Here is a 12,472-nt window from a genome sequence, read left to right on the forward strand (position 1 = left end):
TTGCCGGAACAACCATGAGCGATTGACGGTCATGAACCGCTGTAATGTGCTTCCTCTCCAGGTATGGCAATCACTTTTCAAGATAACAAAAGTACTCAGCTCTGAGGTAGCAGAATGACAAATATCCGCCACAATGCATTAAGCCTTGCAGTGGCCGTTGCGATCAGCTCTTCCATCATTAATACAGAGGCACTGGCTGCTCGCAAACTGCAGACGAAAGCCTATATTTTGGGCAGCGGAAATGTTGTGAAACTTCGTAGTGAGGTCATGGTTCAGCCAACTTTAGGTGATGACCAGCAACCAATACCCAAATCTTTTACCACCACGTACCCTTATGAGCCTTCAGAAGGTCAGGGCTTTATCTCTACTACTATGAGTTTTACAGAAATTCTTTATGGTATTGGTGATGGTGTTTCCAGTGTTGATCAGTTTGAAACAGGCGAAAATGACGTTGCTCAGAAATATATCAAAGTTCTCAAAGTAGGCGATGAGGGAGTCTTCAGGTTCACCCACAACCTTGAAGAAAAGGAACTGGTCATTGAAGTCAGAGGCGGAATGACCGATCAGGATTCCGTGGAGGTTGCTCGTGATCAATTAGTTTGGAGTTCATCATTACAACCGTTAACGAAAATCGCCAACCACCTGCAACTGGCTAAAGTTTTGAAAGCCGCTGCAGAAAGAGCAGGAAACCTCGGCTCAAATGATCACTATGTTGGCCTTGCCACCATTGAAGTTGAAAAAGTTGAAGTGAATGGGCGTACCTTCATGCGCCTTATCGCTGCGGGCGATCAGCCCCCTGAACTGCACCGTCTGGGTCAATCACTCTTTGTCAATGATGAGGCTCTCCTGGCAGCTGCCGCCTCTGCCTATATCCAGGTTCATGTACTGGAAGAGTATTTACAACAGGAGGCTCTGAACGAACTACTGGCACACAACAAACCTGTTGGCTACATAGTAGACGCTGAGGATGCCAAACGGGTTTATCATGTGCCTGCGGGTTATCCAAAGTTGGAAATAGCAGAAGCTCCGGGGGAGAATATTGTTTTTCATGGTCTGATGCAGAATCCGGACGATGTCGCTTTCGTAGAAAACCTCTATAAATTCTGGATAGAAGCTGAGGGTAATAATCCCGCCCCTGCAGTAAAAGCAGAGCTTATCAAACGCAAGCTCAAAAACTACCCGTTCGTCATTCGAAGCAGGCAGATGGCGGTGCTGGAGGAGTTAGTTGCACGGCACGATGCCGACGTTGACAAAGATCAACTGACGGTGCTTTCAAACGAGGATAAACTGGCGGTGCGTTCGCTTGTATATTACGAATCCCTCCTGCAGGCATTGGCGCTGGCTTCTCCAGATGAGGCATATGGATCAGATGAATTTGAGTTCACACCAGAACACATCAAAGTCGCTTCATTAGTCATCACGCCAACCCGGATGTACAGGCAACTCTTAGGACACTTTGGCTTCAAACCCGTACTTAAAAATCTTCTGATGAACCCGCACTTTTTTCAGCATATTCGCAAAGTGTTACCCGTTGTCGGCTATATCAAAGAAGCACAGATCGATCCTGACAAAGACGAAGAGTTTACTTTCAGAGTCATGACCGACATGGCGAGACAGTTGTTTGAGTTACACAACAACCTGGAGGAGCTGCGGATAGAATATGCCAAACTGGGCAAGCTAAACGAAAAAATATTTCGTGAAACGGCAGCAGAACTTGGTATTTATAATTGGGATAATACCCAGACACCAGAAGAACAAGCCAGACTTCTCAGAAATAAAATTCATGAAATCACCCAGGAGTTGGTCACAACCTTTGCTGCAGTAGAACAGCCTGACTATGAAATTATAATCACAATACTGACAGCCGTTGAAGATCAGTTCGGTATGACCCCGAACAATAAAAACGATCTTGTTGCCCGCTTTCAGTCTGTTCGGCAGCATATACGACATAAGACAGACCTGACCGACGATGAGGCTCCGCAGAGACTGACAAACCTTGAAAGTAATCTCGGCCTGATCTCTAACGACAAAGATACCCCGGAAACCCGTCAGCAGGCCATTCTGCAGCTCCTTGAACAGCAGGAAGCTTTGGTCCAGCGATATCTTCTTCCGAGAACCATTATAGAAGCTGGAAAAGCAGCCGCAATCAAAGCCCGCTATGCAACCATTGCCGCACATTTAAACATTCAGGATTTTGATAGCAATGCAGATGTTGACGCTCAGCAAGAACACCTGCTTCAAAAAATCGAGGAAATGAATGCTCACAAACAACTCATGCTTCAGAAAATCAAGACAATGGATATTCAACAAGATGTCCTGCTTCATAGAATTGAGACACTGCATGGCCAAGATAATTCTTACACCGAGGCCAAACAAAATGCTCTGGCAGAAATTCTTGGTATTAAACTGAGTAAAGACAACGTAGAAAAGAATCAGGACGTCCTGGAAAAAGCGGTATTCAGGGTGGTCCACAATCTTGCACGCCTGGAAAAAAAACTGAAAGAGATCAGAACGCCAGACCGCCTCAAACCCAGCCCTGAACTACTTCAGAAACTCACTGCTGTGGAAAAAACCCTGAAGATGGTCGACATCGATAGCGAGGGCGATGTGTATGATCGTCGGAACGCCATTTCTGAGAAAATTCAGACATACTTTAACGAGGCTATGCAGCGGGCAGAGGAAGGGGCGCTGGATACACTGAAAACCGCAGAAGAAATACTCGGGATCCAGGTCAGTGAAGGTGATAACAAACTGGAACGACTTGACAGGGTTCGTAAAAAACTTCATGACAATAATGTCATCAAAAAAATAACCGAGCAGCAGTATTATGCCCTCTGGGGAGACGATACCAAACCTGCTGATTACAAAAAAAGGAAAGGTAAACATGAGAAGCTCCTGCTTGATGCCCATCTTACCTTTTATGTCGAAGATGCAGATCAGCTAGCCAAAGGACGGCAGAGTGAGATGCTCATGGCTTTAGAGCGCATTCTGGGCATCTCCGCTTATGAAAGCGCTGCTCTCAGGAAAAGGGACAAGGCTTTAATTGCTAAACTGGCCGATGATCTGAAAGTAGAATTAAAAAAAGATGTCAGCCGAAAAAAACAGGTGCAAGCCCTAAGGTCCAGAGTTTCGGAATTAAGGTTAAAAGTATCCCACCGCTATGAAGATGAAGATTTATCAAGAAATATTAACAATGAAATTGCTCATCAACTCAACATTGAAGACTATAACAATAATGCCTGTGTGAATGATCAGACCAATCTCATTGAAGAAACACTCTCAAAACTGAGCAAAGAAATTTTCAAAGTGGGTCGGCCTACCGTTACTGAGAGCGTCGCAGTCATTGAGAATGAGCTTGACAGGCAAATGGCCCGGCTGGGGCCAAAACCCCGATACTTACTTGATCGTGAGGTAGCCAGAGCCAGGCGAGCAGTAAGAGAAGCTGAAAATGAGCTGGAAATGGCTGACCGCAACATGGATATTTTTCTCCAACATAACCGGGGTAATATCGCTCTCAATCAGGGAATGAAACAACTTCAGACCGAGCTGGGCCTGTCTGCAGGTGACGAACAAACCAATAAAGAGCGAGCAGAGGAGATCATAAATTTCCTGCTGGGGTACAGTGTAGACGTACGAGATAAAATCGTTGAGAAACTGAAAGCCAAAACAAATCAGTACGTCCGGATACATTTCGACCCCACTTCGCTGCAAGAAGCTGACTACGTTTTTCATGTTAATGGCTATACATACACTCCGTTTCATGCCGCAGCCGATGAAATCGATGGAGTACGGGGTGAACTGCCTTTAACCAGAAAAATGTACGCTCAGGTCACGGAGTTTCTGCATGAACACGACAGGAAAAGTATGGATTTAGCCAATGCAATGGCTGAAGAAGTTGATGCACGAGAAAATCTGGTTCGCAAAGAACAGCAAATGTTCGACTATGAATACATCAATGGGAACCCATCAAGCTCAGATAAAATCGATCGGGATCGGCTGAATTCAGCCCTGCATCATAAATATCAAGCTGCATTAAGTGCAAAACAGGACCTGGCGGATCATGACGCGTTTCTTGAAGCCACCGAAGCAGCCGTGGGTCTTGAACCTGACACTTCTGACACCAATGAACAACGGATTAATGCCCTGAGAAACAAACAGTTAGAACTGGGCGGTGATGATGGTACTGGCGGCAAGATTCGGCAACTGATTGAGGAACCGTCCCGTCAGATGCGTCTGGAAGCTGAACTTGAAGCCAGGAAAGCAGACGTTGTGAGAATGGAAAAAGTCCTGAAGGTTGCCGAAGAAGCCGTCAAGAATGACCGCAGTCTCATCCAGTACTCAGAGAAACAGGCAAAATTGCTGACCGATATGAACGACTTCATGCAGCGGCACCCTCTCAAAAAACAAGCTCTGCAAGCCGCAATTGGCCTGAACGAAGCAGCAATGCAGAGCGATAAGACAATACCATTTCTTTCGGTTTTCAATTTTGACGATGAATTTGCACCCATTCGCGTGCAGGCAATGGCCGGAGACAAACTGACGTTTAAACAGGCCAGTCGGATTGTGGAAGTTTTTAAAAGCCTGAAGACCAGCTTTCCGAAATCCCCCGTCGCCTCCCCGGAAAATCGGCCCGAAGACGTGCTGGAAGAAATCGAGATTATGGTGCTCAACGCCATGTATGAGATGGAAATAGGGTCTCAGCAATTCCAAGACGAAATTCGCGACATTGGCAAAACAGCCATAGACTCCGTTGGGCATGAACCGGAAGACTTGAAAAGCTTCTCAGAATACTTCGCTACCCATTCTGCCAGTGCTGACAAGATCATCACTCTGCTGCGGGAAGGCTTGATCAGTAAAGTTGAACTTGAGAACTATATAAAGGCCGTCAGAGGTGTTGATGGTTATCAGACAGTGGCCGAATTTGAACACTTGCTTGGCTACAAACACGGTGTCGACGTGCCTCGCTTTAAAGTCGTTGTCGGGATACTGTCTGATGAGGGGGCTGACGAATTCATGCAGACTGCCTTTAATCCTGTGACCGTGGCGGCCACTGACCCGGCGGGTATGAAAGAGTCTGTTGTCGGCATGAAAGAGTATGCAGCTGCGGTCATCGCCAACTACGTTCTTGACGATATTGCCTTTGAAAATGGCCGCAGGACGGCAGCCTTCCTGTGCAATCTTCAGGATACCCTGACACCTTATGCCAATGTTGCTGGCCTGTCTGAATCAGACCTGATCAAGGCAATCCATAACACATTGATGCTGGCTCATGTCGCAGCAGTTGAGTGGCAGCTCAATGATTACTGGGGCAAACCTTCAGCCTTCCTGGTACAGGCTGTCACCTGGTACTACACCAGTTACAAACCCCTGCTGGCGACCCATACCGTCTGGCAGGCTACCGATCTGTCCCTGACAAACATGGCGTTCCTCTACCTTCTGGATCTGACCAACAGGGGTGATTACCTGCACCGGATGCTCATACCTTTCCAGCACTGGCTCGAACACTATGGTGTTGATCCAGACCGAACCGCGCAATATGCCCACCACAACGGAATCGAGAAAGTTTCTGAACTGGGCGGACTGGCCATGCCATTGGGCAAGGCCGCTTCTTCAGTGATTCTGTTGAGAACCGGCTCCATGTTGTTTGCCAGACAGTACAACGCCAACCCTCAAATGTATCGCAGCATTTTCCGTCTGGTGCCCGAAATAGTGCAATCCATGGGTTCCAGGCAAGGGATTCAGGTACCCCTGCTGCACAGGGTAACACCACAAACAGCGAAAACGCTGGCCTCCGCCACAGCCGGTCTCATGCTGGGCCCAATTTCCACCGTCGGAGCATACGCCCACGGTCTTATAGCAGGATTTACCAGTGCTCAAACCTTCGGATTTGCTCTGGCATCGGGTCTCACTTTCGACTTTTTTATGAACGACAACAAGATGCTCACTCAATGGCTGGGTGGACCCCTGGGCCGCACTCTTGACAGGATTAATCGCTGGCGAGGCGCAGGTGAAACGGACGATGAATATGAGATGCGTACCGATACTGCTTCGCCTCAACGTTTCGGTGAAGCCGATGGAGACTATACAGACCGTGTTGAAGCAAATGACATGATACATGGCTGGACTCGACACGAAAATTACCTGCAGTTCCGTGAACGCCGCGATCAAACCATGAAACTATTTGAGAACGGATGGGAGAAATACTTCAGGGAAAATCTGCCTAAATGGTCGTTTTCCCACGCAAAAAGTATTCCTTACTCCTACACTCTGGGCACCTTCTACAACTGGCAGTAGGGCGATGATAATGAACAAACAACTCGATGAGGGAGAACAGGGAAGTTAGGTTCCCAAACAAGCAGATTAAATTCGGGCTGTTGTTGCGCTGTCAGGAAAATACAGGTAAAACGAATCACAGAGTAATAATTAAAATAAAACGTTTCTCATGCCAATCCGTTTCAGGGATCGACTGTCGTTTAAACAGGCGCGTAACACCGTTGTCTTTGCCTTTATCCTGGGGCTGTTCCTGAGTCTTTATCTCGTGATCATCGACTACCGGTCTCAGGACCGGCAAATTGATGCCACCATAGAAACCTTCATTGATATCACCCGGACTCCAGCTGCCCGCATCGCTTACAACATTGATAAGGAGCTGGCCAACGAGCTGGTGTTGGGACTCATTAAATCGCCCACCATCGTCAGGGCAGAAATTGTTGAACCATCGGGTGCAATCCTTGCCGCTGTGAGTAAAGAGCCGCAACAGGATAAAGCCCGCCCCTTCACTGATATGCTGTTTGGTGCCAGCCGAACCTATATCCGGGAGCTTAAGGTTCCCTTTGATGAAGATGAACCGCTCGGCTGGCTTAAAATCGTTGCCGACACTCGCCCTATCAGCACTCAGTTTTTTGATCGGGCCATCTTTACCCTGGTGACTGTCCTGATCAAAACTTTCCTGCTTTCGCTGGTTCTGTCCATCATGTTTTATCACATGTTGACCAAGCCTTTGCTGAACATGACAGAAAAAATGGTTGAGCACCCGGAAAACAGTAGCAAGATTCAGCTTCCGCAGCCCAGGGGGCATGAGAATGACGAAATCGGCCTGCTGACCCGCACTATCAACCATTATTTGAACAACATTCATCACCATCTGCACCACCGGCGACTGGCTGAAGAACAGTTACGTGAACATCTGGCTGAACTGGAAACCATTATTGCCCGGCGGACCAGGGATATTCGCAAAAACAACCAGGCCCTTGAGAAGACCAACCGTCAGCTTGAGAAAGCACGCAGCCAGGCACTGGAAACTGCCAGTCAGCGAGCCAGGCAGCTGTCCAGTCTGAGTCACGAAATCAGAACCCCACTCAATGCAGTTCTGGGCATGCTGAGTATCGCCCTCAACGACGAACTGACCGAACTACAACATCAGCGTTTAACCACTGCCAGAGATTCTGGTACTCATCTGATCCGTCTGCTCAATGATATCCTGGACCTTTCCCGACTTGACTCGGGCAAGATGATTCTTGAAGAAATCTCTTTTGACCTCAGAAACTCAATGGAAGATGTTGTGGTGCTTGCAGGACAATCCACATTTACCAAAGGGGTTCCGATCTATTGTGATATCGATCCCACCCTGCCGGAAGAAGTCCTGGGTGACCCAACCCGTTTTCATCAGGTCATTTCCAACCTGATAGGCAATGCTGCAAAATTTACCGATGAGGGTGACATTCGTATCTGGCTCGACTGCCAGAAAACCTCCGAGAATCATCTTGATATTATGGTGAACATCAGTGATAGCGGTATCGGCATCCCTGAATCAGCCCTGGACGAAATTTTCAAACCCTTTGCCCAGGCCAGCAGTGATACCAGTCGCCGTTTCGGGGGCTCCGGTATGGGCCTGCCTTTGGTCCAGTCCATAGTCACTAACATGGGCGGACAACTGTCTGTTATATCAGAGCCCGGAGAAGGCAGCACATTTTCTGTCCGTTTACCATTCCGATATAAATCAAGGGAAGAAAAAGTATCGGTTTCTGCTGATATCAAGAGTAACCAGATTGTGCTCAATGGCTCAGAAGCTCTGCAAAGCTGTTGTTCTCATCTTCTGGCGCATTGGGATATCAGCCACCGACAGACCTCGAACAACAACATCGGTGACCTGTCCGACTGGGCGGATATTCTGATTACAGAGAATGAAGGTCTGGCCAGAAATGCCGGTCAGGATAATCCGTCACTAAAAGTGATTTATGCCGCTCATACACCTCTGGATAACGGCCCGGACACCCTGGTCTGGCTGCCACTCCCTCTGACCCGGAAACTCTTTATCCAGGCACTGGAGAAAACCCGGACTATACGTCATCAGGTCTCCCAACCGTTACCTGACACAGTGAAAATCCAACACCAAAAAAACAGGGATTATTCGGTTCTGGTGGTCGAAGATAATCCCATCAACAGAATGGTGGCGGAGGGAATGCTTGAGCAGCTGGGCTATAAGGTAGAGCTGGCTCATAATGGCGAGAGTTGTCTGGCAGCCTGTCAGCAAAAAAACTATGACCTGATTCTGATGGACTGCAATATGCCAATTATGGATGGGTTTACCACCACTCAGAGACTGCGAGTTCAGATAGCAACCAGAGAGACACCCATCATAGCCTTAACCGCCAACGCTATGAATCAGCACAGAAAGCAATGCCTGGATGCCGGAATGAACGACCATTTGGCTAAACCTTTCAACAAGGAGCAGCTTGAAAGCACTCTGACCCGCTGGTTAATAGCCTGATGGACAGTGTGTACACTGTTTTTTTGCGCTATTCAGTTGTCTGCTTTGAACTGAAGAGCGACTGAATTCATGCAGTACCTCAACCCTGTAGGCTCAGGCCCATCAGGAAATACATGCCCCAGATGCGCGTTGCAGGCTGAACACACCACTTCTGTCCGCTCCATACCCAGGCTTTTGTCTTCAAGGTAATTGACCGCCTCCTTATCCACGACTTCCCAGAAGCTGGGCCAACCACAGCCGGCATCAAATTTGGTCGTGGATTCGAACAGGATTTGATCACAGCAGACACAGCTATAACGACCCTGGCCATCAAAATGAACGTACTCACCAGAAAAAGGCCGTTCAGTACCCTTTTGCCGACAGACATAATACTGCTCTTCAGTCAGCTCTGACTGCCATTGGGCATCGGTTTTTTCAACTTTCATACCACCTCCAGCTTCTTTAACGGAAATATCCGGATTGGGTCGTGCACTGTAGCCTTAAAGCGATCATAATGGCCACCTGACTCCCTGCCAGAGAGAACATTTTTTACCCACTCTTGTCTATTTATAGTCAGGTTTATAATCAGATTGATGATGTTCCAGAGAATCCCATGACCTGATCCACAACGATCGGAACTGACGCCACTCATTAACGGAGCAATACTCAGGCAGCCCTGAGTAACAGATAACATACAAAAAGACAATGAGCCTTATATCGGCCACAGGAAAAGAACCCATGAAGGATATTGAGAAGTCCCTGAAACTGGCAAACGTCTGCTACGAAATACGTGGTCCGGTATTGCGCGAAGCCAGAAGACTGGAGGAGGAAGGCCAGCGTGTTCTGAAACTGAACACAGGCAACCCTGCGCCTTTTGGCTTTGATGCACCTGAAGAGATTATTCAAGACGTCATTCTCAACCTCCCCAACTCCCAGGGCTACACCGACTCCAAGGGTTTGTTTTCGGCACGCAAGGCCGTAATGCACTACTGTCAGCAGAAAGATTTTCCCGGTGTCGAGCTGGAAGACATTTTTATCGGTAATGGCGTCAGCGAACTGGTCGTCATGGCCATGCAGGGATTACTGAACAACGGTGATGAATTGCTGATCCCGGCGCCGGACTACCCTCTCTGGACTGCGGCGGCTAACCTTTCAGGAGGCCGAGCGGTTCACTACCTCTGTGACGAGCAATCTGACTGGTACCCTGACCTGGATGATATTCGCAGCAAAATCACCGCCAAGACCCGGGGCATTGTTGTCATCAACCCTAACAATCCAACGGGTGCCGTTTACCCACCTGAGCTGCTGCAGGAAATCATTGAGATTGCCCGCCAGCACAGCCTGATTATTTTTGCTGACGAGATCTACGACAAGATCCTCTTCGATGGAACAGAGCACACTGCCATGGCATCGCTGGCGGATGATGTGTTCATGATCTCATTCAACGGGCTCTCCAAATCTTATCGTGCAGCCGGTTTTCGTTCTGGCTGGATGGTTGCCAGTGGTCCCAAACATAAAGCCAGGGACTACCTGGAAGGTCTGGAAATGCTGGCCTCCATGCGTCTGTGTTCCAACGTTCCTGCCCAGCATGCTATTCAAACGGCACTGGGGGGTTACCAGAGCATCAATGACCTCGTTCTTCCCGGCGGCAGACTCCTGGCACAGAGAGATGTGATCTACGAGCGCCTGAATCAGATACCCGGTGTCAGCTGTGTCAAACCCAGGGGAGCCCTTTACGTGTTCCCGAAACTGGACCCGAAAAAGTATCCGATTCACGACGATGAACAGCTGGTACTCGACCTGCTGATTCAGGAAAAAATTCTGCTCGTACAGGGTCGTGCCTTCAACTGGCCGGACCCGGACCATCTCAGGATAATTACCCTGCCCCGGGTTGAAGATCTGGAGATGGTGGGCGATAAACTTGAACGATTCCTGAGCCGATACAAACAATCATAATCCTGGCCGTGACTCAACGGCCCGTTTGCTACCGATTACTGAATTCCAGACACTCACATTCTGAACATGGCTGACATCCACATCGACGACTTTTTTCATGATTGTGCCAAGACACTGGTACATCTCTACAATGTCTTCCCGCGGCTGACCTCTCTGTACGTCGACGACATCATTACGCCCGTGCCCGTGGATGAATTCGGATTACCCGGCAAGCGACACCAGGCCTGCTTTGACAGTTTTCTCTGGCTGGCCAGAGAAGGCTACATACACTACTCCGAAAGAGTTCGGCTGGAAGGGCTGGACCAGGTGGTTCTGACTGAAAAAAGTTTCCTCAGACTCGGTATGCCAAGCCTGAAAACCGAATTGGAAGACCTGCCAGAACCGATGCTTCAGAAACAGAGGACTCTGGGCTGGCAGTTTCGTGAAACATTAAAATCCGGGACCACCCACCAGCTGAACCTGCTCTGCCAGCACTTTTTCGCCTGCAAAGCCTGAAGGAGTGTAAACATTGTTAAATGTGACGGGCTGAGGATTGAAATCCGGACTCAACGCCTCCATAGTCCAACTATCCAACTAACAAAGGCAACCATTCGGTAATGAAAAGAATTCTGCTATTTCTTGCAACTAACCTTGCTGTCATCGCAGTCGCCAGCATCACGCTTAACATCCTTGGCGTGGGTAGCTATGTCACAGCCCAGGGACTCGATATGAAGTCACTGCTGGCTTTCTGTGCCGTTTTCGGTTTTGCCGGTTCATTGGTTTCTCTGCTCCTTTCCAAAACCATGGCCAAGATGGGCACAGGCACCCAGGTTATCGATCAGCCCCGAACAGCCCAGGAGCGCTGGTTGATGGATACGGTCAAAGAGCTGTCTGAAAAAGCGGGCATTGGCATGCCGGAAGTGGGTATTTTCCCATCCCCGGAAACCAATGCTTTTGCCACCGGCTGGAACAAAAACGCCTCACTGGTTGCCGTGAGTCAGGGATTATTGGATCGTTTCAGCCCGAGGGAAGCAAGAGCCGTTATTGGTCACGAAATAGGTCACGTTGCTAACGGTGACATGGTGACGCTGGCGCTGATTCAGGGTGTTGTGAACACCTTCGTGATGTTCTTTGCACGTATCATCGGCTATGCCGTAGACAGCTTCCTCCGTCGTGATGAAGAAAACAGTGGCCCGGGTATTGGCTTTTATGTTGTCAGCTTTATTGCCGAGATTGTTCTGGGTATTGCCGCCAGCGCCATCGTGATGTGGTTCTCCCGCAAGCGAGAATTCCGTGCCGATGAAGCCGGTGCCGAGCTCGCAGGTCGTGGTGATATGATTGCCGCTCTGGAAAGACTGAGAGCTGAATACGACGCACCCAGTGCGATGCCTGCCACCATGACGGCCTTCGGTATTCGCAAGAACGGTCAGGGTGGCCTGGCCGCACTGTTCTCCAGCCACCCTCCTCTTGAAGATCGAATTCAGTCGCTGCAATCCCATCGCTGACAGGGTTTCTTTTATCGCATCCACTCCACAAGGCTCGCTGATGCGGGCCTTTTTATTACGAAAGCACTTCTGCTTCAGGATTACGAATACACACTTAGTCAAGCCAATGATGCATGTCTGCTCTGGCCTTCTTGATCCTGTAAATGTTCATAATTATTATTTAATTCGATTGAGGATATACGTTTCAGCTTCTTCATGGGGGATGAGAGTATCTGAGCCATCTTGTCCACGAATTTACTGACTTTCTCATCAAGCCCTGGAGAATATTGTTTTGGCTTCAGAG

Annotated in this window: 7 protein-coding genes; 5 read left to right on the top strand and 2 right to left on the bottom strand. The window is 48.7% G+C overall.

The genetic code is table 11. From position 1 onward, the window contains the following. Nucleotides 1-114: 114 nt before the first annotated feature. Both ACO6VG_RS24240 and ACO6VG_RS24245 read left to right on the top strand, forming a co-directional pair. The gene (locus ACO6VG_RS24240; RefSeq protein ID WP_422476056.1) at nt 115-6,294 is read left to right on the top strand and encodes a hypothetical protein; all 6,180 of its coding nucleotides are present in this window, start codon (nt 115-117) and stop codon (nt 6,292-6,294) included. A gap of 148 nt (nt 6,295-6,442) precedes the next feature. Next, nucleotides 6,443-8,770 carry a response regulator gene (locus ACO6VG_RS24245; RefSeq protein WP_422412277.1) on the top strand — a complete coding sequence of 776 codons (2,328 nt, stop codon included), beginning with the start codon at nt 6,443-6,445 and terminating at the stop codon, nt 8,768-8,770. Between the two features lie 32 nt (nt 8,771-8,802). On the opposite strand, the gene msrB is transcribed toward ACO6VG_RS24245, so the two are convergent. Together msrB and ACO6VG_RS24255 are read right to left on the bottom strand one after the other, a co-directional pair. Next, a complete protein-coding gene (msrB, locus tag ACO6VG_RS24250; protein WP_422476057.1) occupies nt 8,803-9,195 on the bottom strand; it encodes a peptide-methionine (R)-S-oxide reductase MsrB in 393 nt (130 codons plus the stop codon). Then, entirely contained in the window at nt 9,192-9,443 is a 252-nt protein-coding gene (locus ACO6VG_RS24255; RefSeq protein ID WP_422138591.1) for a hypothetical protein, read from the bottom strand. The genes msrB and ACO6VG_RS24255 overlap by 4 nt, the downstream gene beginning before the upstream one ends. A 44-nt stretch (nt 9,444-9,487) precedes the next feature. Between ACO6VG_RS24255 and ACO6VG_RS24260 the strand changes: the two genes are divergently transcribed. The 3 genes from ACO6VG_RS24260 to htpX all read left to right on the top strand — a co-directional run bounded on the left by ACO6VG_RS24260 (nt 9,488) and on the right by htpX (nt 12,189). Beyond that, nucleotides 9,488-10,705, top strand: a complete 1,218-nt coding sequence (locus ACO6VG_RS24260) for a pyridoxal phosphate-dependent aminotransferase (protein ID WP_422138592.1) — start codon at nt 9,488-9,490, stop codon at nt 10,703-10,705. A 66-nt stretch (nt 10,706-10,771) separates the two neighbouring features. Beyond that, nucleotides 10,772-11,200, top strand: a complete 429-nt coding sequence (locus ACO6VG_RS24265) for a hypothetical protein (RefSeq protein ID WP_422134674.1) — start codon at nt 10,772-10,774, stop codon at nt 11,198-11,200. Nucleotides 11,201-11,301: 101 nt separating this feature from the next. Continuing rightward, nucleotides 11,302-12,189 (top strand): protease HtpX, encoded by an 888-nt coding sequence (gene htpX / locus ACO6VG_RS24270; protein WP_422134675.1) that lies wholly within the window; start codon nt 11,302-11,304, stop codon nt 12,187-12,189. Nucleotides 12,190-12,472 lie beyond the last annotated feature (283 nt).

The organism is Endozoicomonas sp. ALB032 (assembly GCF_049310125.1).
In the GTDB taxonomy this organism is placed as follows: domain Bacteria; phylum Pseudomonadota; class Gammaproteobacteria; order Pseudomonadales; family Endozoicomonadaceae; genus Endozoicomonas_A.

Bases quoted from the DNA above. Each gene is read 5' to 3' on its own strand.
- ACO6VG_RS24260 (WP_422138592.1), top strand. From the start codon at position 9,488: ATGAAGGATATTGAGAAGTCCCTGAAACTGGCAAACGTCTGCTACGAA.
- msrB (WP_422476057.1), bottom strand. From the start codon at position 9,195: ATGAAAGTTGAAAAAACCGATGCCCAATGGCAGTCAGAGCTGACTGAA.
- ACO6VG_RS24240 (WP_422476056.1), top strand. From the start codon at position 115: ATGACAAATATCCGCCACAATGCATTAAGCCTTGCAGTGGCCGTTGCG.
- ACO6VG_RS24245 (WP_422412277.1), top strand. From the start codon at position 6,443: ATGCCAATCCGTTTCAGGGATCGACTGTCGTTTAAACAGGCGCGTAAC.
- ACO6VG_RS24265 (WP_422134674.1), top strand. From the start codon at position 10,772: ATGGCTGACATCCACATCGACGACTTTTTTCATGATTGTGCCAAGACA.
- htpX (WP_422134675.1), top strand. From the start codon at position 11,302: ATGAAAAGAATTCTGCTATTTCTTGCAACTAACCTTGCTGTCATCGCA.
- ACO6VG_RS24255 (WP_422138591.1), bottom strand. From the start codon at position 9,443: ATGTTATCTGTTACTCAGGGCTGCCTGAGTATTGCTCCGTTAATGAGT.